This window comes from Paraburkholderia sediminicola (genome assembly GCF_046027355.1).
GTDB classification, from domain to species: domain Bacteria; phylum Pseudomonadota; class Gammaproteobacteria; order Burkholderiales; family Burkholderiaceae; genus Paraburkholderia; species Paraburkholderia sediminicola_B.
Map to the genome: position 1 here is coordinate 1 of NZ_JAQQEK010000055.1, position 24,323 is coordinate 24,323.

General features: G+C 60.1%; 21 protein-coding genes. 10 read left to right on the top strand and 11 right to left on the bottom strand.

The genetic code is table 11. The annotated features are described in order from the left end of the window. Positions 1-183 precede the first annotated feature (183 nt). Both PQR42_RS43005 and PQR42_RS43010 read right to left on the bottom strand, forming a co-directional pair. Positions 184-540: a BON domain-containing protein gene (locus PQR42_RS43005; protein ID WP_168788458.1), complete on the bottom strand. Its 357-nt coding sequence runs from the start codon at positions 538-540 to the stop codon at positions 184-186. A gap of 236 nt (positions 541-776) precedes the next feature. Then, positions 777-1,100: a hypothetical protein gene (locus tag PQR42_RS43010; RefSeq protein ID WP_408495750.1), complete on the bottom strand. Its 324-nt coding sequence runs from the start codon at positions 1,098-1,100 to the stop codon at positions 777-779. On the opposite strand from PQR42_RS43010, the gene PQR42_RS43015 reads away from it, so the two are divergent. Next, entirely contained in the window at positions 1,005-1,235 is a 231-nt protein-coding gene (locus tag PQR42_RS43015; protein ID WP_408495754.1) for a hypothetical protein, read from the top strand. The genes PQR42_RS43010 and PQR42_RS43015 overlap by 96 nt on opposite strands. 163 nt (positions 1,236-1,398) lie before the next feature. Here the strand turns inward: PQR42_RS43015 and PQR42_RS43020 are convergent, their stop codons facing one another. Further along, positions 1,399-2,415 carry a hypothetical protein gene (locus PQR42_RS43020; RefSeq protein WP_408495707.1) on the bottom strand — a complete coding sequence of 339 codons (1,017 nt, stop codon included), beginning with the start codon at positions 2,413-2,415 and terminating at the stop codon, positions 1,399-1,401. Between the two features lie 425 nt (positions 2,416-2,840). On the opposite strand from PQR42_RS43020, the gene PQR42_RS43025 reads away from it, so the two are divergent. Beyond that, complete coding sequence (locus PQR42_RS43025) at positions 2,841-3,872, top strand: AraC family transcriptional regulator (protein ID WP_408495709.1); 1,032 nt, start codon at positions 2,841-2,843, stop codon at positions 3,870-3,872. Positions 3,873-4,133: 261 nt separating this feature from the next. On the opposite strand, the gene PQR42_RS43030 is transcribed toward PQR42_RS43025, so the two are convergent. Together PQR42_RS43030 and PQR42_RS43035 are read right to left on the bottom strand one after the other, a co-directional pair. Next, complete coding sequence (locus tag PQR42_RS43030; protein WP_408495711.1) at positions 4,134-5,135, bottom strand: NADP-dependent oxidoreductase; 1,002 nt, start codon at positions 5,133-5,135, stop codon at positions 4,134-4,136. Between the two features lie 43 nt (positions 5,136-5,178). Continuing rightward, positions 5,179-6,039, bottom strand: a complete 861-nt coding sequence (locus PQR42_RS43035; protein WP_408495713.1) for an oxidoreductase — start codon at positions 6,037-6,039, stop codon at positions 5,179-5,181. A gap of 89 nt (positions 6,040-6,128) precedes the next feature. Between PQR42_RS43035 and PQR42_RS43040 the strand changes: the two genes are divergently transcribed. Further along, positions 6,129-6,572 (top strand): winged helix-turn-helix transcriptional regulator, encoded by a 444-nt coding sequence (locus tag PQR42_RS43040; RefSeq protein ID WP_408495715.1) that lies wholly within the window; start codon positions 6,129-6,131, stop codon positions 6,570-6,572. A 51-nt stretch (positions 6,573-6,623) separates the two neighbouring features. Here the strand turns inward: PQR42_RS43040 and PQR42_RS43045 are convergent, their stop codons facing one another. The 6 genes from PQR42_RS43045 to PQR42_RS43070 all read right to left on the bottom strand — a co-directional run bounded on the left by PQR42_RS43045 (position 6,624) and on the right by PQR42_RS43070 (position 15,205). Next, positions 6,624-7,622 carry an NADPH:quinone oxidoreductase family protein gene (locus PQR42_RS43045; RefSeq protein ID WP_408495716.1) on the bottom strand — a complete coding sequence of 333 codons (999 nt, stop codon included), beginning with the start codon at positions 7,620-7,622 and terminating at the stop codon, positions 6,624-6,626. Between the two features lie 116 nt (positions 7,623-7,738). After that, positions 7,739-9,391: an AMP-binding protein gene (locus tag PQR42_RS43050; RefSeq protein ID WP_408495717.1), complete on the bottom strand. Its 1,653-nt coding sequence runs from the start codon at positions 9,389-9,391 to the stop codon at positions 7,739-7,741. A 14-nt stretch (positions 9,392-9,405) separates the two neighbouring features. Beyond that, on the bottom strand, positions 9,406-10,131 hold the full coding sequence (locus tag PQR42_RS43055; RefSeq protein ID WP_408495718.1) for a nitroreductase: 726 nt from the start codon (positions 10,129-10,131) through the stop codon (positions 9,406-9,408). 121 nt (positions 10,132-10,252) lie between these two features. Then, complete coding sequence (locus PQR42_RS43060; RefSeq protein WP_408495719.1) at positions 10,253-11,611, bottom strand: MFS transporter; 1,359 nt, start codon at positions 11,609-11,611, stop codon at positions 10,253-10,255. Positions 11,612-11,951: 340 nt separating this feature from the next. Continuing rightward, on the bottom strand, positions 11,952-13,640 hold the full coding sequence (locus PQR42_RS43065; protein ID WP_408495721.1) for a tannase/feruloyl esterase family alpha/beta hydrolase: 1,689 nt from the start codon (positions 13,638-13,640) through the stop codon (positions 11,952-11,954). A gap of 548 nt (positions 13,641-14,188) precedes the next feature. Further along, complete coding sequence (locus PQR42_RS43070) at positions 14,189-15,205, bottom strand: AraC family transcriptional regulator (RefSeq protein WP_408495723.1); 1,017 nt, start codon at positions 15,203-15,205, stop codon at positions 14,189-14,191. 364 nt (positions 15,206-15,569) lie between these two features. Between PQR42_RS43070 and PQR42_RS43075 the strand changes: the two genes are divergently transcribed. The 7 genes from PQR42_RS43075 (at position 15,570) to PQR42_RS43105 (ending at position 23,970) form a co-directional block, all read left to right on the top strand. After that, on the top strand, positions 15,570-16,337 hold the full coding sequence (locus PQR42_RS43075; RefSeq protein WP_211611953.1) for an SDR family NAD(P)-dependent oxidoreductase: 768 nt from the start codon (positions 15,570-15,572) through the stop codon (positions 16,335-16,337). Positions 16,338-16,493: 156 nt separating this feature from the next. Beyond that, positions 16,494-17,702, top strand: coding sequence for an acetyl-CoA C-acetyltransferase (locus PQR42_RS43080; protein ID WP_408495725.1), 1,209 nt, complete (start codon positions 16,494-16,496; stop codon positions 17,700-17,702). 1,061 nt (positions 17,703-18,763) lie between these two features. Beyond that, positions 18,764-19,423, top strand: a complete 660-nt coding sequence (locus PQR42_RS43085; protein WP_408447789.1) for a TetR/AcrR family transcriptional regulator — start codon at positions 18,764-18,766, stop codon at positions 19,421-19,423. A 155-nt stretch (positions 19,424-19,578) separates the two neighbouring features. Continuing rightward, positions 19,579-20,427 (top strand): alpha/beta fold hydrolase, encoded by an 849-nt coding sequence (locus PQR42_RS43090; RefSeq protein ID WP_408393773.1) that lies wholly within the window; start codon positions 19,579-19,581, stop codon positions 20,425-20,427. 43 nt (positions 20,428-20,470) lie between these two features. Beyond that, positions 20,471-21,409, top strand: coding sequence for a VOC family protein (locus PQR42_RS43095; RefSeq protein ID WP_408495727.1), 939 nt, complete (start codon positions 20,471-20,473; stop codon positions 21,407-21,409). After that, the gene (mhpA, locus tag PQR42_RS43100; RefSeq protein WP_408495729.1) at positions 21,409-22,956 is read left to right on the top strand and encodes a bifunctional 3-(3-hydroxy-phenyl)propionate/3-hydroxycinnamic acid hydroxylase MhpA; all 1,548 of its coding nucleotides are present in this window, start codon (positions 21,409-21,411) and stop codon (positions 22,954-22,956) included. Before PQR42_RS43095 ends, mhpA begins: the two co-directional genes overlap by 1 nt. Before the next feature lie 111 nt (positions 22,957-23,067). Further along, entirely contained in the window at positions 23,068-23,970 is a 903-nt protein-coding gene (locus tag PQR42_RS43105) for a SphA family protein (RefSeq protein WP_408393764.1), read from the top strand. Positions 23,971-24,323 lie beyond the last annotated feature (353 nt).

Below are 24,323 nucleotides of genomic sequence, written 5' to 3' on the forward strand. Positions count from 1 at the left end.
GAACGTAGCCGTTGGTCCGTTCTCCGCTCAATGACAAAAAAGGTCGGGCTGACCGAGCTGGACCGCAATATCGCGAAAGTAAGCAGCACATATGTCCGAATGGTCGGACTTGAATCTTCCTCGGATAACGTGCCCGGCACGCGTTACTCGCCGTGCGACGACTGCACAACGCGACGCGGACGCTTAGCCATTCCCACCGTGCCACAACGTCAGCTTGTTCGACACGACAAGTACCCCCGGGACGGTCCGCGCAATTTGCTCTGCCTGGCGGATCTGATCGGCGCTATGCACCGTCCCGCTCAAGAACACCGCGCCGTCGCGCGCACGGACAAACACGCCCGCCACATTGAAACCAGGCGCGCGAGCCAGCGCTAGCCGGACTGCCCTCGACAGACCGGTGTCGGACTGCACCTCGGTATCGCCGCCGATCAGCGGCTGCTGCGCCGACACGGTGTACGTCGGACCCGACTGCACGCAAGCCGACAAAGCCGCCGTCACCCCTACAGCCGCCCACAGAGTCCGTACGGGTTTGCGGATCATGACCTTTGTCCGGTGGCAATTCGTGGCACTCGCCAAAACACTGCTCATAAACACAGTGTACTGATTTGGATGAACAGCCCTTCCAGGGTCCGGGCTGTCGTTCCCCGCGTCTGAATTATGGTGTGCCAGAAGGCTTGTTGGAACCGATTTGCTTCGTCGACAGAATCAGCAACATCACAACACAGGTGTAGGCAGCCAACAGGCCATACCGTCTCGCTGAGGGCTCTGGTCTCGCTCTAACATCCACTGGCGTATGAACGCGGTGATACGCCCGTAGCCGCAGATGTTCCAGCTCGGGCTCTGGTCCAATTTTTTGGCAAGACGTGACCGATCTCCGAACGTCGGCTCACAGACGATACTGTTGAAAAAGTCGCTGACCGTCGTTCTCGCCAAGATTGCACTGCATTGCTCGGGTGCGGGTGCTGGGCAATGGCGGCAGCTCGGCACCGCGCTCGACTCGAGCTATGAATTCGTCGCACCCGAACACTTCGGCTGCGACAGCTCAGGCCCATGGCATGGCCGCCTGGTCCAACACGACGAGCGGCCAGCAGCAGGTCCATGCCAGCGCCGCAGCCGTGGTCGAGGACTGTCTCGCCTGGATGGATCGGGCCGATGCGCAGCGGATTGCCGACGCCGGCAAAGCGAGCCGTGCATGCATCGGGCAGGGACGCCAGCTCGTGAGCGTCATATCGTAGGTAGTCGGCCGCGTGACGCGGGCCGCGATGAAAGTGAAACTCGCCGGCGGGGTCGCGCGCGACACGGTCGTAAGTTGCTATGACCTGCGCGCGTAAAGCAGCGACGTCGAATCCGGAGGGGAATGTTAATGCCATGATTGAAACTCCGTGTTCTGGATTACGGTCAACCCCTGATCGGTGCGAGCGCGGCGCTAATCCGTAGCGCTTGTTCCGGCGAGATCATTGCATTGAGCATTTCGCCGAACCGCGGAATCTGCACGCCCGACACGATGTACTGGAAGCGATACGCTGCAAGGACAGTGGACGTCACGGTCTCGATCTCGACGGGCGTCATGGAGCGGTCGCAAAGTCCGATGAAGTAGCCCGTGTCTGCCGCCGACTGAGCCTGCAGGATCGCGTCCACGGCGCCCACCAGCGCAATCAGGTCGTCCACGGCTGCATCGCGCGCGTGCGGCATGAGTTTCGCGTTCTCGCGTACCCATTCCAGTTCATCCAGAATCGCGTGCTGCGATTCCTCCTTCCAGTGGAACAGGAACACATCCTTAAACAGGGGCGAAAGCTCGCTGTCGGGCTCGATGCTGGCTCGATAGTGCGCCTGTGTGAATAGTTCAATGAGGCACGTCAGCGCGAGAACCGACCAAGTCGACTTGCCCAACACGACTGATGCGACGTCATCGGGCCGCGGCTCGAACGTGTATCCCGGAGGCATCTCGGCACCGATCATCGTCTCGATGCGGCGAAACAATTCCTGATGCTTCAGCTCTTCGTCGGTGAAGCGAACCAGCGCCTCGAGTGCGATCTGGTCGCCAAGCCAGTGGTCGCGGCTCACTTCGAGCATCTTGGCGCCGATGAAACGCTCGACCAGGCCAAAGATATTGGCATACGAGCGACCCTGGATCTGCGACAGCAGGCGGCGCTCGATGACGTCAAGGAACGGCAGGCGATCGACGAACGACAGGCCGTCAGGCAGAAACTTCATCGTGAAGTCGAATTCGCGATGGCGAAGCACGTCGCGATCAATGTCCCACCGGATGCGCTTGGACACTTCCACGCACTTCGCGTAGCGCACGGTATCGACGTACGGTTGCGAGACAGGTTGATGAATGTCGGCAACGGCATGCCGGATCCCGATTGTGGCGAGATCGGTATTGTGCAAGAAAGGTGAATTGACTGCGGACATGACACACTCCTGAGAGACGGGCTGGTTTTGCTGTGAAAACGCGGTCGAGGCATGTCTAAAGACTGACGACGTCGGCGAGGGTCCACGCCGCTGATTCGCATTTGTCCCTCCACGCCTGCGCCGCTCAACCTCACGGCGTTGCGGTTGATGTGAGCAAAGCAGTGGGAGCGCTCGTCGACGGCACGACGGGCCACATCGGTTTGCGAAATCACCAAGTTCGTTTGGAGCAGGCGCATACAACTCATACTTGACCCGCCTGGTTCGCGGAGTACGCCACGACCCTCATGGCTGCCCTCCCCGATCGAATCTTCTTGTCGTGTGTTGGCCTTCAGGCATGGTGCTAGTATCCAGACGGTAGGCGCGACATTGAATAGCCGGGCGTCCAGCTTTCTTGTGCGTGGCCCCAACATCGCGCAACCGCTGCCATGGATGCTCTCTCCGATGTCTTGCGCGTCATCCAGTTGACCGGGGCAGTCCACCTCGACGGCAGCTTCTCTGCGCCCTGGTGCGTCATCGGACAAGCTGATTCGGCGCTTTGTTCAGCATACTTGCCGCGCTCCGAGCGCGTCGTCTCGTTCCATCTCGTGACAGAAGGAAGGTGCTGGGCGATGCTGCCAGGCGATCCGGCGAGCACGCTGCAGGCGGAGGCAGGGGATGTCATCGTGGTACCGCAGGGCGAGACCCACGTGTTAGGCAGTTCCACCGATCTGTTGCCGGAGTTCCTGGCGCCGCTATTGGCAAATCAGGTCGAGACGAAACCGGGTGAAGTCATGACACTCGTCCACGGCGGTGGCGGGGAGCTCACTCGCATGGTGTGCGGCTTTCTCGCAACGCAGGACAATTCGAGAAATCCTTTGCTTTCCGCGCTGCCTAGGCTGTTCAAGGTGGACATGCGCGGACCCGGCGCGTCCTGGCTCGAATCGTCACTGCGCTTTGCGACCGAAGAGGCGGCCTCGGCGCAGGCGGGCAGCGCGACGGTGCTGGCCAAGCTTGCGGAGCTGCTCTTCGTCGAAGCGGTGCGTCGTTACGTAGGCACGATGGCCGGGGACCGCAAGGGCTGGCTGGCGGGATTGCGTGATCGCTTCGTCGCACGGGCGCTCGCGCTGATGCATGCGCGGCCGGTGTACGCCTGGACTGTTGAAGCTCTCGCCCGCGAGGTAGGCATCTCGCGTTCGGGGCTGGCACAGCGCTTTACCGAACTGGTCGGGCTACCACCGATGCAGTATCTGGCTTTGTGGCGCTTGCAACTCGCCGCGCGGCAGCTTCGCCTCACTGATTCGTCGCTAGCGTCGGTCGCCGAGGCTGTTGGTTACGAATCGGAAGCCTCATTCAATCGCGCGTTCAAGAGGGAGTTCGGTGAGCCGCCAGCGACATGGCGCAGGAATACAGCCGGCGCCGCGACTCGGGACAAGGACCGCGAGAGCGGCGCTGCATTGGACGGTAGTGCCTCGGACTGACGAACGACAAAAGAGGCCGGGGCTGCCAAATTTAAGCGGACGGTGATCGCCTCACACGTGCTTCAGGCAGGGGGACTAACTCCGCGGCGGCGTGCCGCGAGATTCGCGACGACCGACCGTCATCGACCCACATCCGCCATTCAACCCTCCGCAACTCCGACGGCTGCTTCCAGGGGCGGAACGGCCATTCGCACCCGAATGCCATATTAGGCGAACTGGCTGTTATCTATGGCGGAAGTCCATCGTAACGCAGCGCGCCAATCACCTCATCTTGACAACCACCTTGCCTTTGGTCCGTCCACTATCGACGTAGGCCATGGCCTCTCTGATCGAATCGAATGGAAAGATGCGATCCACGACTGGGCGTACAACCCCGGCATCGATGAGCGACGTGATCTGCCGTAGCTGATCTCCACTTGCCCGCATGAACAGGAACGAATAGCTGACTTTGAGGCGTTTAGCCTCCTTCCTGATTCGGTAACTCAGTAGAAACATCGCCAGGCTGAGGAAGCGCGGCAGACCAAGCTCTTTTCCGAAGTCAGCGTCCGGCGGCCCCGAGATCGAGATGAGCCGTCCGCCGGGTCTCAGCACACGAAGGGATTTGCGCAACGTCGCCGCGTCCAGACTGTTTATCACGACGTCATAGTCGGCAAGCATCTTCTCGAAGTCGTCCTTCCTGTAATCGATGACGACGTCGGCACCGAGGCGCTTCACCCATTCCACGTTCGCCGTGCTCGTTGTCGTCGCGACGAACGCACCCAGATGCTTCGCGAGTTGGATCGCAAACGTTCCGACACCGCCGGAGCCTGCATGGATGAGAACCCTTTGTCCTTTTCGGATCTGCGCTTTTTCGATCAATGCTTGCCATGCAGTCAGGCCAACCAGCGGAATCGAGGCGGCCTCTTCCATGGTGAGTGTGTTCGGCTTGCTGGACAAGTCCGCTTCATTCACTGCAATCAGCTCGGCAAACGCGCCAATGCGATCTTTATCGGGGCGCGCGTAGACTTCGTCGCCGATCTTGAACCGCTGCACGTGCGGTCCAACTTTCACGACGACGCCGGCCACATCGTTGCCGAGAATGAGCGGCAAGCGATAGGGCAAAATGAACTTGAATTCGCCGTGTATTATTTTGGAATCCAGAGCATTGATGCTCGCGGCGTGAACCTGGATCAAGACGTCGTCGTCGCGTAGTTGCGGCCGCGCCACGTCGCCGATACGCGCGCCATCCTTGCGTCCGTAACGTTCGAGAATGAATGCTCTCATGATGCTTTCTGGCCCCTCGGTGTGATTTGCCGCTCGATGTTTTTCACTCGTGCAAAAGAGCGTTCACCGACCGGTACGCAGGTATCGTGTCGAGTCGCAGATCTTTACGAATCCCGGCATCCACGAGACCGGCCGGCGCAAATCTGCGCAGCATTTGCAGACGGCTCGCGAGCGCGCCGGCTGGGTAGCGCAGCTTCGGCTTCGCCGCGACTGCCGCCTTTAACACGACCTCAGCGACCACCGAAGGCTCCGTCGCGGTTGCCATCACTTCATTGATCCGTTTGCTGACGACCGCACGGGCTTCGCGATACGCATCGAGCGTGGCGTCGGGTTCCAGGAAGTTCGCGTCGAACGGCGTCTTCGTGTAAGCCGGCTCGATGACCGACACACGGATGCCCCACCCGCGCAATTCATGATCGAGCGATTCGGAATAGCCCTCAACTGCATGCTTCGTTGCCGCGTAGAGCGCCCCGTACGGCATGGGCACGAAACCCAACACTGAGCCGATGTTGATGATGCGGCCGCTTCCCTGGCGCCGCATGTAAGGCACGACCGCGCGGGTCATCCGGACGACGCCAAAGAAGTTCGTATCGAAGATCGACTGGGCCTGCGCAATCGAGCTTTCTTCCGCGCCGGCGGGCGCGACGCCGAAGCCGGCGTTGTTCACGAGCAGATCGATGCGACCGGCTCGCCGCAAAACCTGGGCGACCGCGGCGTCGACGGATTCATCGCTCGTCACGTCGAGCGTCAGCATGTCGAACGGATGTCGGCCCGCGGGGCCTGGCCGCCGGCTGGTGCCGAAAACCTTGTAGCCGGCCTCGGCCAGTCGCTGCGCCGCGGCTTGTCCGATACCCGAAGACGCCCCTGTGACAAGGGCGATACCCAAATGCTTTTTGTCGGTCATTTCAAGCTCCTTGTGCGGGCCGCCCGCGTCACTATCAAATTGAAATCGACTATACTGGCAAATCGAAGCCATGTCACTATCAAAATAGTATGGACAACATCAATTTGTGCGATGACCCATGTCCCATTGCGCGCAGCCTGGCTGTCGCTGGCGACGCGTGGAGCATCCTTATCCTGCGCGACGCCCACTCAGGTCTGACGCGCTTCGACCAGTTCCGCAAAAGTCTGGGCATTGCGCCGACGATGCTGACGCGGCGCCTGGCCGCGCTGGCAGAACAAGGTCTGCTGGAGAAACGCCGCTATTCCGAGCGTCCGCTGCGCGACGAATATGTGCTGACGGCTGCGGGCCGGGATTTCCTGCCGGTGCTGTTCATCATCGGTGCATGGGGGCGGCAACACCGCGGGCATGGCAAGCTGGTTCGCTTCCTGGATGCCGAAACAGGAACGGAGATCAAGGCCGTTGCGGTCGATGAGGTCACCGGGGCGAGGATCGGGACACGTCCAATACGAATCGTGAATCCAGACGAAGATTAAGGAAAAGATTGCGCGGCTGCCCGGAGCACTCCCGGGCTTTGGGCGCGTGCGTCAGCCAGCGTGGCTCGCACCGACAGCCGCTCCGGGAAGCACGACGATTTTCCCGCGCCTACCGCGGTCAAATGTTGCCAGCACAGCGTCCCTTGCGTTTGCGAGAGGAAAAGCGATGGTCGCGGGTGGTCGAAGGTGCCCGCGGGCCACCATCGAAAACAGCGCAGTGCGTACACGCCGTGCCTGTTCTGGCCGGTTCGCCAGGAAATACCGCACATCGACCCCATGCAGCGTGGCATTCTTGAGAAGCGCAAGGTTGACCGGGAGCGACGGTATGACGCCGCCCGCAAATCCGACCACTAGATACCGGCCGCCTTTGGCCAGCGAGCGGAATGCCGGCTCCAGCATGTTTGCGCCAACGGGGTCGAGCACGACGTCGACGCCTTCGGGCGCCACACTCCTGAGCGCCTCGCGCCAATCCGGAAGGCTGTAGTCGATCGCAGTCACTGCGCCGAGCTCGCATGCGGCTTTACGCTTGGACTCGCTGGAGGCCGCCGCAATCACACGAGCCCCGGCATGCACCGCAAGCTGAACGGCGGCGGACGACACCGCGCCACCCGCTCCGAGCACCAGCAGCGTATCGGCGGCCGTTAAGCGCCCCTGATCGAACAACGCATAGTGTGCCGTCTGGTAGTCCACCAGCATGGCTGCGGCAATTGGCATCGGTAGCCCGCCCGGGACAACATCCACGTCGGCGGCGTCAACCACGACGTATTCCGCCAGGCCTCCGCCGAGCTGCCACGTGACGACACGTTCATCGGCAAGCGGCCGCGTCACGCCCGGACCGACGGCATCGACCACGCCAGCAATCTCTCCGCCCGGGACGTAAGGCAAGCGCGGTTTGATCTGATAGCGGCCCTGCATCATCAGCCCGTCAACGAAACCCAGAGCCGTTGCTTCGATGCGGATTCGCAGTTGCCCGTGACCGGGCTCTGACATCGGCTCATCAACCAACGCATAGGAGCCGGGATCGAACGTTGTCCCCAGGAAGCTCTGCACGCTCTACCTCCCTCTCTCGCACAATGATCCGCGTACCTACGAATATGCGCGCTTGCAGCCGCGCTTGACTGTACTCGCACTGTACGGCGCACGGCAGGTTCGCAAGACAACCGGCGTCATCCGGCCAGTCGGGTAATCGCTATTCGGCTGCCCGCCTGCTCGCGCAGACGAAACTTCTGAATCTTCCCCGTAGCGGTTTTCGGCAATTCGCCGAAAACCACGCGGCGCGGGCATTTGAAGTGGGCCAGTCTCTCACGGCAGAACGAGATCACGTCCTGCTCTGTTATGTCGGGGGCATCCGGCTTGAGTTCGATAAAGGCGCAAGGCGTCTCGCCCCATTTGTCGTCCGGCTGCGCGACCACGGCTGCGTTGAGCACGCCCGACATGCGGTAGATCACTTCTTCCACTTCTACAGATGAGATGTTTTCTCCACCCGAGATGATGACGTCCTTCGAGCGGTCTGTGATCTGGATATAGCCGTCTGGATGAACAACAGCAAGATCTCCGGTATGAAACCAACCGCCGGCGAAAGCCATCGCCGTTGCGTCGGCATTCTTCAGGTATCCCATCATCACCGTATTGCCACGGACCAGAACTTCGCCGCAGGACTGGCCGTCGGCCAGCACCGGTTCGAGCGTCGCAAGATTGGCGACCGACATTTTCTCGAACGCTGCTGCACGTACGCCTTGTCGCGCTTTCAATTTCCCTTGCTGCTCCGGCGGCAACGCATACCACTCATCGTGCCATGCACAGCTGATGGGCGTGCCGGAGATTTCGGTAATTCCAAACACGTGGTCGACGTCGAAACCCATCGCTCCGACCGCTTCCAGAACCGCTGCCGGCGCCGGCGAGCCGGCGGTCAGGACGCGCACACGACGCGGCAGCGGCTGCCGTTCCGACTGCGGCATGCTCGCGATGCCTGCAAGGACAATCGGTGCCGCACAAAAATGGTCGACGCCATGTTTCGCGATCGCGGAAACGATATTCGCCGCGTTGACTTTGCGCAGGCATACGTGCGTTCCCGCTGCGGCAGTGATCGCCCATGTGAAGCACCAGCCGTTCGCATGGAACATGGGCAGCGTCCAGAGATAAATCGGCGCACGCGGGAGAGGCCAGTTCGTCATCTGCAGCAGGCTCATCAGATACGTGCCGCGGTGGCTCGGAACGACGCCTTTCGGATCTCCGGTCGTGCCGGAGGTGTAGTTCAACGCGATCGGCGTCCATTCATCCACGGGGCCGCGGCCGGCAAATGCCGGGTCGCCGCTGGCAAGCAGCGACTCATAATCAGTTTCGCCGATGGCGGCGCCGTCGGGCGCTTCATGATCTTCGATGTCGACAAGACGCGGCGGATTGGGGACCGACTGCAGTGCTTTTTCGACCAGCGCGGCAAACTCGCGGTCCACCAGCAGGAGCTTGCATTCGCCGTGGCGCAGAATGAACGCGACGCCTTCAGCGTCGAGACGGCAATTGATGGCATTGAGCACGGCCCCGGACAGCGGCACCCCGAAGTGCGCCTCGAGCATGGCTGGCGTATTCGGTGCGATGATCGACACGGTATCGCCCGGCTCGATTCCCAACTGAACGAGCGCCGACGCGAGGCGATAGCAACGCTCGCGGGTCGTCGCCCACGTCTGCCTGAATTCACCATGAATGATCGCGGTTCGTTGCGGATAGACGTCGGCGGTCCGATCGAGGAAGGTCAATGGCGTCAACGGAACGTGGTTCGCCGGATTCTTCTCAAATCCTTGAGAGTAGGCTTTTGCACTCATGACTTTGTCTCCGTTCATTCATTATAGAAAGTGGTGAAATCGCTCACTGGGACACGGTCCGTCACCAGCGAATTCTCGATACAGTTGTGATCGGCATAGCCGAGGCTCATTCCGCAGACCAGCATCTGGTTGTCGGGAATCGACAGTTCGTCGGCGATGACGCGGTGAAACTTGTTGAAAGCCGCCTGCGGACACGTGTCGAGGCCCCGCGCGCGGGCAGCAAGCATGACGCTTTGCAGGAACATGCCGGTGTCCAGCAGACTTCCTTCACGCATGACCCGGTCCACTGTGAAAAACAGGCCGACGGGCGCATCGAAGAAGCGATAGTTGCGGCCGTGCTGGACGTGCATTCGTTCCTTGTCGCCCTTGTCGATGCCCAGCAACCCGTACAGGTTCCAACCGACCTTGCGGCGGCGGTCCACGTACGGCGCGATCCATTCGCGTGGATAGTAGTCGTAGGGCTCGTCAAGGTCTGAACTGCGAGCGGGATCGTCATTGATCTCGTTGATGGCGGCAGACAGGCGCGACTTCATCGTGCCTGTCACGACATGCACATGCCAGGGCTGGATGTTGACGCCGGTAGCACTGAAACGCGCTACCTCGAGGATGGACTCTATTTCCTCGCGGGCAACGGGTGTGGGCAAGAAGGCACGGACGCTGCGCCGGGTGACGAGCGCCCAGTCGACGGCTCGACTTACGTCGAAAAAAGAGCTGAAAGGAGGAGGAGATAGACGGTCCATTTTTTTCTGCATGTTGAAAAATGTACTGCGGCGTGGACGTGTTTTTTCGAGTAAAAACCTGCAATAGTGGCCCTCTTCGAACAAACCAGGCGCGCCCATTAAGCAGCGTGTGACAGAGACGTTAGCGCCCTGCGCTGCCCTGAGCTCCGGCGATGGGCGCGCTGTCTTCGCGGTACGAATCGGCACGCGCGTGATCGATCAGCGTCACGGCCATTGCACCGATAAGGCCAGCCAGGCCGATTGCCATGAAGTTCTGTTCCAGCGGCAGCTTCAAGGAGACGAGCCACCCGATCAGCACGGGTGCCACGATCGCGCCGATCCGGCCTACGCCAGAAGCAAAGCCAACACCGGTAGAGCGGATCGCATGAGGATAGAAGCCGCCCGCATAAGCATAGGCGAGCAATTGGGTACCGAGCGTCGATGCGCCCACGACGAACACAACGACAAACAACGACACCGTCGATTTGGTGTATCCCATTAGCGAGAGTGCAACGGCCCCCACGACGTAGAACGCGATCAGCACGCGCTTGATATTGACCCTGTCGCCCAGCCAGCCGCCGAGAATCGCACCTGCGATGGCGCCAACATTGAAGACGATCACGAAGTTCAAAGCTGAACCGAGGCTGTATCCCGCCATTGCCATTAGCTTGGTCAACCACGAACTCAGCGCGTACACCATGAAAAGGCCCGTCATGAATGCGACCCACATCATCGCAGTACTGAAAGCTCGCCCGTCCTGGAAGAGTCGTCGCACCGAAGCGTCCCTGCTTTTATCCGACGAAGGTCCTGCAAACTGCTCGTGTCCATTCAACGGATAGTCGGGCACCACGCGCTGCAGCAGCGTGCGCAGTTCATTGTGGCGGCCGTTTTTGACCAGGAAGGTCATCGAATGAGGCATCGTTTTAATGATGAACGGAATCAGCAGGACAGGCAGGCCAGCGGCAAAAAAGACGGATTGCCAGCCATAGCTGCCGATAAGCTGCTTTGCAGTCAGCGCCACCAGAATGCCACCAATCGAATATCCCGCGAATACGAGTGTCACCAATCGAGTGCGCAGCGCGTCAGGCGAGAACTCGGCCATCTGCGCGGTGACAATCGGCAAGACTCCTCCAATGCCGAGGCCCGCAATGAATCTGGTTACGCTGAAACTGACGGGATCGTTCGTCAGCCCGGCAGCGGCTGTAAAAAGACTGAACAGAGCCACACAAACGCAGATCATCATCGGCCGGCCGAAACGGTCAGCCAGCGTGCCAAGGAAAATCGCCCCGAGCATGACGCCAAAAAGTGCCGATGCGGCCATGATGCCGGCACTGGTCGCGTCGATGCGCATGCCCTTCATGATCGATGGCAGCGCTGCACCGACGATGGCGAGATCGTAGCCGTCGACTATCAGCATCAGCATGCACCAGAAAAGAACGAGCCTGTGCAAACCATTGAACCTGGCTTGGCCCGCGAGTGAATGAACATCGATCTGGTTCATGTTTGTCTCCTTTGGTTTAATGTCGTGGGCGAAGTCCACGCAGGCGCTAAGGGCGTCGTCGATGAAGTTGCCGTGTCGCGCCCGGATCGACCATCGCCGCTGCGCTGTAACCAGTGTCGGGCGAAGGCTGCTGGCAGTCGATGTCCATTAACTTCAAGATGGGTGAGGTCGCCGAACGCCTGCGTTTGCGGTGTTGTGCCACTGGCGGCAGGCGTGTACTTCGGATGCGTATAAAACGGCTGAATCGGGCAGGAACGTAGCGGCCAGTCGCGCCAGCACCGGCGGCTCCGGGCGTAACGTAACCGCCCGGCACCACGGATGGAGCGCACTGCCAACCCAATTAGTTCGAACACACGAAGCTGGCTGCAAGATTCGGGTCGCCGCCGACGTATTTGGGCCACTGTGGGTATTCGCACATTGGCCGGGTGCGTCCAGCTGTTGGCGGAGCCAGGTCGGTGATAGTCAGATTTTTGGGCTCGATACCTTTAGTCACCCAGTTGTCCAATACGGTCAGACCGTCATATGAACCATTGAATTGTCCGCCGACACCGTGCGCCGCGCCCGGCACCAGGTAAAACTTCAGAAATAGACTAAGTGGCCCCTGCCCGAACCGGGATGCCAGCCGGTCATAGTAATCAATCGACAATTGCGCTGGAATGAACTGGTCTGATTGTCCGTGCTGCAGAATGATCTTTCCGCCGCGGCCCTGGAACTGGGTCAAGTCCGTACTAGTGCTGTCCATGAGCGCGCTGACCACCTGCACGCGCGACGTTAATGATCCCGGGTTGGCTGAATTAAAGTTCAGAATGCTCAAGGCAGGGTCGCGAGCGACCGCAAACCGAAGCATGTCGTTTGAAAACGTATAGTAAAACGCGCTTTTGCCGATCACCCCTGGCTCGATTAGCGCATCGTCGGCTGACGCGCCCCAAGCCAGGCCGACGGACCAGAAGTCTGCCCCGGTGAACGCGTTATATGCTGGGAAAGTCTGAACTCCGTTTGCCAGATTGAAGCTAAAGTTAAGCGGTGTGCCAGCGGTGGTCATCGTATTGAGTTGTACGTCTGACAAGCAACTGTCACCAGTGTCGCCCCCGCCGGAGCAGCGAATCGCCGTTGGATCGAACACGCACGCCGCAGGGTTACTGATAATGCCGTCAGCCACGCCATCCAGAGCGTCGCATTGCTTTATGACCGCTGCGAGAAGCGCCTTGCCTTTAGCAGGCGTGACGTATCCTCCGGGTGCCAGCAGAGATCGCGAGATCCTGCCCATCTGGAGCCATAGTCCTGTTATTCCTGAAGCGGGATATGTCGAAATGATACCGTCGTAGTCATGCGGGAATCGTTGTGCCGCAATCAAACCTTGTCGGCCTCCACTCGAACCACCGATAAAATAGCTGTGCACGAAGTCTGAGCCATATCTTGCCTTTGCGATGTAGGCTGCGAAGTCATGCGTCATCTTGATGTGGTCGCCTGCGTAGTTGGCGAGTGCCTCATCGTTTGTCGCGAACGATCCGTCCAGGACGTTTCCCTCATGCCCACTGTCGCTCCCGACAGTCACATAACCTCTGCGCAACGGTGTACTGACACCTGCGGGCTCTACGCCGGATAAGAACCCGTCAGCGGGAGAGCCCTCAGTATTGGCGATAGTGCCGTCAAATCCCCCGCCGCCAAAGTGAACAACTTTTCCGTTGAAGTTAGTCGGTAGATCCACCTCCGCCCGAATATCGGGCGCATTGAAATCCACTGGATGAATACTTCCCAGAACCTTGCAGTACTCGCCATTGTTGTTACCCGAATCGGTAGCTGCAACGAGCGTCGCGGATACGACAGTGGCACCCTTTGTCGGCAATCCGATCGAACCGGCGGGAACAGTGATGCCAGCCAACGCACTGCACTTCGCGGCTGGCGTCACGACCGCGATGTTTGGCGACGCAGAGTCATTGCCGCCGCAGCCAGATACGGCAACAGCCGATGCTGCGAGTAAAGCACTCACAATCGCCGAGGTTCGGCGGCTTCTTAACCGGGTTCTCATTCTCGTCTCCGTATATTTTTTGCTGCCGCAATGAGCGGCTCATCGAGGGAAACTTTTCTTTTCTCGCTGCTGAGCTGCTGACGCGTTGGCGAGAAAACTGCTGCCCAATTGAGCGATGACGCTTTACTTATTCTGCGCGGTGATCAAGTGCCGGGCTCTCGCGGAGCCAACTCCGGTTACTTTGCGCAACCGGGCGCGAGGCGTGTTCTGATTTGCCGAACGCGACTGCAGTGTCAGCCTGGTTCGGACGCCAATCCATGTCCGCCGACGTCAGTTTGCGTGAGGTGTGTGGACACGCTGCGCTTTCATTGCGCTTCGTGCCCGACTTGCCGATCGCCCCGAGAATCGAATGAGTAGGAGTGGAATGTCGCTTGGGTGCGTCCCGCCTATCTGCGGTTCATCCGGTTGCACGGTTGCGCCTTCAATCGGCAGTCATGCGTTCGCGCGAGGCGTGGTTTGGAGAAGAGGATTGAACATTTCGACCGTTCAGACGTGCAAACACATCTGAACGCGTGAACTGCGTGATGACAACGCTACGAGTTCTAACGTTAAGAATTCGCCCTGCCATGGCGGTACATTCCCGGACTGGCCCCCGTCCACTTCCTGAAGGCTCTGTGGAAAGCACTCGTTTCCTGAAATCCAGTCCGCGCAGCGACTTCTGCGACTGTGAGAGAACTGCTGGAAAACAACTCGATGGCGATGTCACGGCGCAATTCGTCTTTCAGTTGCCGATAGTTCGTGCCTTCGGCCAGCAGGCGGCGTTGCAGCGTGGCCGCGGACAGATTCAGTAGTCGCGATAGCGCGTCAAGGTCGGGCCAGTCGTCGGGGGCCTGGTTTCTGAGTCGGCGTCTTACCAGGACCGTAGTGCTGGATTCGTTGCGATATTTGACCAGGATATTGGCTGGTGCGTTGTGCAGAAATGCACGCAGGCTCTCTTCCGTCCCGGATAGTTTCAGGTCGAGAAAACTGCGGTCGAAACGGATCAGGGTTTGTTCCGCGGAGAACGTCACATCCTCGCAGAAGCGCATGCGGTAGTCGCTGTCATCGATTGGCGCGGAAGCGCGAAACCTCATCTCGATCAGCGGAATCCGTCTGCGCGCCAGCCAGCACGCAAGGCCATGTACGAGGATGAACCAGGTCCCGTAGGCAAAGAGGCGGCGCGTCCGCCCATCGTCATGCAGGATGATCAGTGCATGCTCGCCTTCGCAGCGCAACTCCCCATGAATGTCGTCGAGAACCGCACGCAGGAACTTCAGCATGCGACGCAGCGCGTGCTCCAGATTGTCGGCATGCAGCACGGCATGACACATCAGAGCGTAACTGCCCCGCCGCAGTGCGTGGCTGTCGAGACCAAAGAACTCGTCGTGCATCAAGTCGGCCAGAGCCGCCCACACGCGCGAAAAGGCTAACGCCGGCACACGGGCTCTCGGCGCATTCAACAATTCCGCCGCGATTCCAGCGTGCTGGAGAACGGCCGCTACATCGAGATTACGTTGCGTGGCAACGAGAATTGCTTCACGCACCAGGCCGATAGAGGTTGTGCCCTTGTCTTGAGCCTCATTCATGGTCAGGGTCCACCCACAGAAAGTGTACTTATGTTAATCGCTACCGCGCCCAAGCGAAACCTGGTACGACTGAGCACGAGCAGTCATCGGGCAAGGAACGCTGGGAGCGACGCAATCCCGGCACGATATGTCCGAAAGGCGCACGCATGAAGAGGTCTATGGGCATGGGCGTGCTTTCGCGTGCCGCTTACCATGACCAGCCAGTTGATCGTCGCAAATATGGCTTTGTCGGCCGGGGCCATGCAGCGTGCCGGTCGCATCACATGACCGTCCAACGGGACGCATGGCTCCGGCATTCCGTGCTCACAGCGAAGCACGGGCCCGGTACCGTGCGCGTCGAGGTGGTCACTTCCGGGAGACAGAAGTGCAGATTCAAGGGAAAAGTTTCGTCGTCACAGGTGGCGCCTCAGGGCTCGGCGCAGCCACGGCGCGCCGTCTGGTGGCGGGCGGCGCCTGCGTGCTGCTGATAGACGTCGACGAGGACGCCGGTGCCGCGCTCGCGGCGGAACTGGGCGGCAATGCCCACTTCGCCAAGGTCGACATATCCGACTCAGCGAGCGCTGAGTGTGCGTTGGCCGCGTTTTGCGACACCTTCGGCGCGCTGAATGGCCTGATCAATTGCGCAGGCGTTGCCCCCGCCGAGAAAGTGCTCGGACGCGAAGGCCCGCACCGGCTAGAGAGTTTCGCGCGCACTGTTCAGATCAACCTGATCGGCGCCTTCAACATGGTACGGCTGGCCGCAGCGTGCATGGCCGGGAACATGCCCGAGACCGATGGCGAGCGCGGGGTCATCATCAATACCGCTTCGGTCGCGGCCTTCGATGGCCAGATCGGGCAAGCGGGCTACGCTGCTTCCAAAGGCGGTGTGGTGGCAATGACGCTGCCCGTCGCGCGGGAATTGGCCCGTCATGGCATTCGCGTGATCGCCGTCGCGCCCGGAATCATGGAGACGCCGATGCTCAAAGGCATGCCCACAGAAGTACAAGACGCCCTTGGGAAGATGGTCCCTTTTCCCGCGCGCCTTGGTCGACCTGAAGAATTCGCGGGCCTTGTGCTGCACATCCTCGAAAACACCTACCTCAACGGCGAGGTGATTCGCCTTGATGGCGCCATCCGCATGGCGGCCAGGTGAACTTAGTCAGTGCCTGGAGTGCGCATCGTTATTCCTGCTGCCGCCGTGCTCGAGTCCCCTGAGCCGCCCAATCCCGATTGGCTCAGATGATTCATCGACGACGACACTTTCCTCACCCCTTGCAAAGCCGCCACGAAGCGGCGAATGGAGACTCGCATGCCTGCCTCTTCGACTTCGAATGATCCCGTCGTGATCGTCGCTGCTGCCCGCACGCCGCTGGGTGGATTCCAGGGCAACTTCGCTTCTCTGACGGCGCCTGTGCTGGGCGCCCACGCTATCCGCGCCGCAGTGCAACGTGCCGGGCTGCAACCCGACGCCGTAGATGAGGTGCTCATGGGCTGTGTGCTGCCCGCAGGCCTCGGTCAGGCGCCCGCGCGCCAGGCGTCGCTCGGCGCGGGTTTGCCCGTATCAGCGGGCTGCACCACGATCAACAAGGTCTGCGGCTCGGGTATGAAGGCAACGATGCTGGCGCACGATCTGCTGCTCAGCGGGAGTCAACAGTTAATCGTGGCGGGCGGCATGGAATCCATGAGCAACGCACCGTACCTGTTGCCCAAGGCCCGTTCGGGCCAGCGTCTGGGACACGGCCAGGTACTGGACCACATGTTCTTCGACGGCCTGGAGGACCACTACAGCCCCGCCTCCGACGGCCGCCTCATGGGCACGTTCGCCGAGGACTGCGCACGCCACTTCGCTTTCACGCGCGAGGCGCAAGACGCCTTTGCTTCCACCTCTACGCTGCGCGCGCAGCAGGCGCAGCGCGACGGCCTGTTCCGGTGGGAGCTCGCGCCGGTGGCCGTGCCGGGTCGCAATGGCGAGATACTCGTCGACGAAGACGAGGCGCCAGCGAAGGCGCAACTGGACAAGATCCCGAAGCTCAAACCCGCCTTTGGAAAGGACGGCACAGTCACGGCGGCGAACTCCAGTTCCATCTCCGACGGTGCAGCGGCCCTGGTTCTGATGCGCCAGTCGACCGCACGCGAGCGTGGCTTATCGCCGCTGGCCGTTATCCACGGACACGCCACACACTCTCAGGACCCGGCCTGGTTCACCACTGCGCCCGTGGGCGCGATCCAGAAGCTGCTAGCCAAGGTTGGGTGGCAGGCGAGCGATGTCGACCTGTGGGAAATCAACGAGGCATTCGCCGTGGTGGTCATGGCCGCGATGCGCGAGCTGGCGCTTTCGCATGAGCGCGTGAATGTGCATGGCGGTGCTTGCGCGCTGGGTCACCCGATCGGCGCGACGGGCGCGCGCCTTATCGTGACGCTGCTCGGTGCACTCCGCCAGCGAGGCGAGAGGCGAGGCGTGGCGAGTCTGTGCATCGGCGGCGGCGAGGCCACGGCGGTGGCAGTTGAAATTGTCTGAGTAACGTCGTTGGCGCTTGACGCGAAGCGGTAGCCCACCGCTCGCGAGGCCGATCGGGTTGGAACTGGCTCTCACGGATGCTCACTGGCTGATCGCTGGCGACGTTCGGTCGGATACTCGTGGGCTGCGCGGGTAATCGTCCGCTTGTTCCGGCCGACACGGGTCGCCTGTTAATGCTCAGGCTTGGCTAGCGTCCGGTGCAATCGACGCGTCGGTTTTTTCGTGCCTCGGCGAAATCTTTGCGGGAAGATTCGCTCACGGAATAGGGCCCACCTCTCCATAGAGGTCATTGTGACGTTTGCTGCAAAACCCAGCCGAACAAATGGCCCGGCACCGATACAGTATGCGCGGATCCGCTGCGGCTCACGGACTCTCGAATCGATGCGTGGCGCCGGTATGCCACTAAACCGGCAGCTTTTGCGATAGGAGCCGCCGTTCGAACGGCCAATCAATTTGACTTGCGAACGGCGCCTTCTGGCCGATTGCGCCCGAAGAGAACTGCGGCACAAAGCTGCCGCCGGCACAGGGCGAATTCTTTCGACTGGCAGCTTACGGTCAACCTAACCGAACGCGTAAAGTCGGCCAGAAGGCGTCATTCGCCCGCCCAGTCAGTCGGACGTTCAGCCGTCTGCTCCGGTCGGCGAAATGGCCATTCGACTACCGGGGAATAATCCGCCCCGTGCACCATCACGCGAGTCTGTACCGCTCTGCAAGGAACCACCGCCAAGGCAACCGGCAGAATATCGCTCGTTCGCCGGTTACGGCCTCTGCTGTGCCAAAGCTTCGGCTTCGACCGGGATATCCTTCACGAGTCGGCGGGAGCAACGATCAGATCAGAACCCGCAATCGGTATCCAGGCCTTCCGATAGAAGCTGGGTAATAGACGAAGGAACCGCTCATCTTGACAACCCATTCCATAATGACGTACAGACCGGAACGGCAGCTTTCTGGCGTAAACTCCTGCCGTAGGCCGTAAATCTACGGCCCACATCGAAGCCGTCCAGGCCGAAAGGAGCGCATCAGGTCCTGGTCGGTGATCTGACCACCGGAATCCGAGCAGAATGCCCAAAACCAAGAACAGCGAGACCAGCGTTACGAAAGCCGAACACCATCGCACCGCGATCGGTCAGGCGCAACGCGCAAAGACGCGTGCATGGATTATTCATTGTGCAATCCCTGTTTTTGCCGAACGCGGCCCTGACGCCCCGGTCATCGACGATTTCGCCAAGGCCGCCGGCGTAGCTCGCAGCACCTTCTATACCTACTTTCAGACCACGCGCGAACTGCTCGATGCCGCCGTTGCGGTCCTGTCGGACGAAGTCATTTCATCGATCGCGCCATTGGTGGCGGGAGAATCCGATCCGATCATCCGCCTTGCTACCGGTGCCTGGATGTACTACCACAAGGCAATCATGGACCCGGTGTTTGGGGCCTTCCTCGGGTCGGTATCCAGCATCGGCCCGCTCGGCGCCGAACACGCACGCGCGGATCTGGTCGCTGCCATCGAACAGGGCGAGATCACTATCCTTGACATCGACCTTGCCGAATCGATCGCACTCGGCATCATGGTTTTCGCTCTCAGAACCCCCCATGCCCGCGATCATGCCGAGGAGCGCGCAATCACCGTGATCTCAGCCACACTCGCCGCGCTCGGGGCTTCCCCGCCCCGTATTCGGAAAGCCTTGCGGAAGGTCAAACAGATCGGCCTTGGCACGAGATAGTCCACTTCAGGGCATACCATACATTGACACTTATGTCATTGACACATTTGTCGGTGAAAGATACATTTGGCCATCGCGTCGCTGCGGATGGCCTTCCGGCCGTTCGCACGGGCAGTCCGCTCGATGCGCGCAAATGAAACGACGGAGAGTATCCGATGGCGGAGACCCATTTTGCCGAAGGCCATACCGAAACCGGTGCGGTCTGGCGTATCCATTACCAGGTTCGGGGCATCGGTCCGGACGTGATCCTATTGCACGGCGGCGGTCCGGGCGCAACGGGTGCAAGCAACTACAGCCGCAACATTGAGGCGCTGGCGCGTCATTTCCGTTGCTGGGTCATCGATTTCCCGGGCTGGGGGCAGAGCTCCAAAAATCTGCAGGAGTTCGGCGGCCTCGGGCCGTTCCATAACGGGGGGCGCGCCGTTATGGCCTTCATGGACGCTGTCGGCATCGAGTGCGCACACCTGATCGGCAATTCATTCGGCGGCTCGTCGGCGCTCTGCGCAGCGATGGACCAGCCGGAGCGCTTTGACCGTCTCGTCCTGATGGGGCCGGGCGGTGGAATGGTCCCCGGAGCGACCGGTCCGACGGACGGCATCAAGCAATTGCTTACCTATTACCTTGGCGAGGGCCCCAGCGTCGACAAGCTCCGTCAGTTTCTCGGCAATCTGGTGTATGACACCAGCGTCCTCACGCCGGAGTTGGTTCAGGCCCGCTTCGATGCGAGCAACGATCCGGAGATTCGCGCGAATCCTCCCTTGACCCCTCCGCCTGGCGGTCCCGGAAAAGAGACGTTCATCAGCCTTGATTCGCGTCTGGCCACGCTCGAACATCGCGCCCTGTTCATCTGGGGGCTGCAGGACAAGGTCAACCCGGTAGCCGGCATGGAGCTGTTTACCAAGATACCGGATGCCGATTTTGTGTTGCTTGCCAAGTGCGGCCACTGGGCGCAATGGGAGCATGCCGAGCGCTTCAATGCACTCGTTACCCAGTTTCTTTTCTGATTAAAAATTTATAACAGACGTTTAGTATTACGAAGGAATAATCATGAGTCATTTTATTCGGGAGCTTGGCTATCTCGGCTTCGAGGTGTCGGACATACCTCGCTGGGAGGCATTTGCTGCGATCGATCTTGGTCTCGAGGTACTCGCCGGTACGCCCCAGGCCGATGGCAAGGCCAGCCGCCTGCTACGCATGGACAACAAAGCTTACCGCTTCATCCTGACCGAAGGTCCGGCTGATGACTACGCGTTTGCCGGATGGCGCGTGGCCGATGAGGCTGCCGTGCGCGCATTCGGCGAGAACCTGACTGCACTTGGCCTGTCGTGGACCATCGGTACAGAGGCCGAACTTGCGCTTCGCCAAGTCAAGAGCATGATCCATTTCTGCGATCCTGCCGGTAACCGTCACGAAGTCTATTGTGGTCATCCCACGGCCAGCACGCCGTTCACCTCGAAGCTCGTGCCGTCCGGCTTTGTGACCGCTGGCGGTGGGCTTGGGCATGTCGTATTCGAAGCCAACGAATATCCCGAAATGCTCCGCTTTGCTCAGGATGTGCTTGGGTTACGCCTGAGCGACTACATTGATATGCACGTCGCTCCGCAAGTAACGATTGAGGTCGCATTCTTCCATGCCAACGAACGTCACCACTCGTTTGCAGTCGCCCCGCGCCCACCGGTGCCGGGACCGCGCAAACGGATCCACCATTTCATGCTCGAGGCCCGTTCCATGCGGGAAGTGGGGTTCGCACGCGATCGCTTCCTGAAAGATGGTCTGGCGGTAACCATGGACATCGGTCAGCACCCGAACGACCAGATGATTTCGTTTTACGGCCAAACACCTTCCGGCTTCCACGTGGAATTTGGCTACGGTGGCGTATTTGTGGACGACGCCACCTGGCAATCTTGCCGATATGACGGCATCAGCGAATGGGGCCACCGGCCTGCCGCGCCGGTTGCCGTAAGTCACCCGGCGGGGGTGGTGTGATGAGTACCACGCAGACCTTCGATGCCGATGTTGTGATCATCGGCTACGGCCCGAGCGGCGTGGCTGCGGCCAATGCGCTAGGCGCCTACGGCGTCAAGACAATCGCTATCGAGCGAGACCGGGACATCTATCCGCGTGCGCGCGCTGTCACGGTCAACGACTGGACCATGCGACTATTCCAGTCGATCGGCCTCGACGACCAGCTGAGCCGCAATATGGACCGGACCCGTGCGCTGCGCTGGATCACTTATGACGGCCGTGAGCTGACGCACATGGAATTCCCGCGGTCCACGCTCGGTCATCCGCGCTCCTACGCCATCTATCAGCCGGTCATGGAAGAAATCCTGCGACGCGGTGTGCAACGCTTCCAGGACCATGTGACGGTACGCTTCGGCGAAGAACTGGTCGATATCGCTCAGAACGAAACCGGCGTCACCGTCACGTCCCGCGACAAGAACAGCGGCGTCGAGCATCGTATTCGTGCACGTTATGCGCTGGCCTGCGACGGCGGTTCGAGCAGTACGCGTGAACGCCTCGGCGTGAAGCTTCTCGGCGAGACCGTGGAAACGCGTTGGGTCGTGATCGACGCGCGCGTGAAACGCTGGTGGCCGCACCGCAACATCCTCACGTTCTGGTCGGACAAGAAACGTCCGGTGGTAGATATCGCGCTCGCGCTCGGCAACCATCGCTGGGAGTTCCCACTTGAACCGCACGAGACCGATGCGGACTTCTCGACGCACGAGCAACTGTGGAAGCTGCTCAACTCGCTCGGCGTAACTGACAACGAAGTCGAGATTTACCAGCACGCGTTCTACAAGCACCATGTGCGCCATGCGGAAACCTGGCGCGTAGGTCGCGTTTTTCTACTCGGCGATGCCGCGCACCTGATGCCGCCGTGGGCGGGCCAAGGCATGCAGTCCGGCATCCGCGATGCGTTCAACCTGAGCTGGAAACTGCGCGAGGTATTGGCCGGCCGCCTGCCCGAAAGCCTGCTCGACACCTATGAAATTGAACGCGCCCCGCACGTCGCCGAGATGACGGCGATCGCGGTGGAAATGGGGCGCATCATCAAGCAGCAGCTGAGCGAGGAAGAAATGAAGGCGCTTGCGGCGCCGCCGCCGTCCGACCAGGCACCACCCGAGCCGCCGCTGCTCAGGCCGCCCGTGCTCCGTGCCGGCTGGGTGCGCGGCCCGCTCGACGAAGGCAGCATCGTCGGCAAGATGGTCCCGCAGCCGCGCGTGGCCGGTGCGAACGGCAAGCTCTGCATGCTTGACGATCAGCTCGGCCACGGCTTCGTGCTACTTGGCAACGAGGTCGATCCGGAAACCGTGCTGTCCACCACTGACCGGCAGGCATGGGCAAACCTCGGAGCGAGCTTCCTGACGCTGCGTTCGGCTGAATCACGGGGCGTGAAGACGACCGACATCATCGATCTCGATGGTTCGCTGATCGAATGGATGCGTGAATTCAAGGCCAAGGTCATCGCAATCCGTCCGGATCGCTTTGTTGCCGCTGCGGATGGCTTCGGCCTAAGCATGCCTATTTAGAACGTCTAGTTAGTAGCAGGGTGCTCACCTCAATTCGCGAGCACCCGCGCGTCTGGTCTACGGCAAATATTTCTTCAAGAAGCACACTAAAAACTACTCAGGAGACGGCAGATGTTTGCCCGGAATTTAATCAGAATAATAATTTTTGTTTGCGGCACCTTAGCGATTTCGGCTTTTGCAAATGCAACAGAGGGGGGCGGTTCGATATATCCAACCGGTGCTGAAGCATATTCTTGCTGCGCCGTGCCCCCGCCGGGCCTCTACGGAATTGTTTATTCAGAATACAATGAAGGCAGTTCCTTCAGAGATAACAACGGAAATGCCATCCCAATACCTGGATTCAAAGTAACTTCCGTAGCAATTGTCCCAAGACTCATCTGGGTGACCCATGAGCAGATCCTGGGCGCCTCGCTGGTTTTCCATGGTCTGCTGCCACTTGTCAATCTCGACGTTAAAGAGGCCGGTTCAAGTCAAAGCAAGACGGGAGTCGGCGATGCATCGTTCGGCACGGCTTTGGGGTGGCATCTCAGCCCACAATTGCATATGGTAGCTGGACTCGATGTATTCGCACCAACGGGTTCTTACAATAAAAATGATCTTGCAAATATCGGCAGAAATTATTGGGCATTTCAGCCACTCATTGGGGTTTCGTACATCGACCCGCGAGGATTCAACGGTGACCTGAAGGTCATGCATAACATCAATACAATAAACGCGGTGACGAGCTATACCTCAGGCCATGAATTGATCATGGACTATGATGCGGGATATGGAATTGGTCATGGATGGGTTGTCGGAATCGGTGGATATTTCTACCAGCAACTCACCAATGACAAACAAAACGGGCAAACCATCCTGAACAACAAGGGTAGAGCATTGGCAATCGGTCCATCAATCAAGTACGGCAGCGAAAAGGGCTGGTTCGCCACCCTGAAATATGAACTCGATACGGAGGTCAGAAACCGGGTCCAGGGTAAGGCTCTATGGCTGAAGGCTGTGTTCCCGCTCGGATAATGCTGTCAGTGCCGGTGTTCCGCCCGTCGTTTGCGGAGACCGCGCGTGGCTCCAATGCCATCGGCTCTGGCATAGTTAACCTGCGATGCGTAATCGATCCTTGGTCATTGCATTTGCCCTGTTCTTAGATGCCTATGGAAAGCTGAACGCCCCAAAAGAACCTGGTAGCGGCAGGCCGATCCCGAGCAGAAGGCGGCCGATCGGTGGTCGACAAGACGAATGGCCGATTGGGGCGCTTGCTGTCCTCCGGACGTGCACAAAGCTGCCGTTCGAACCAATCGCGGGCCGGACGTCAGCAAAGCAGACCATAGCCGCCGTTGGACGATGGTCGCGCCAACGTCGGCAATGGCCGA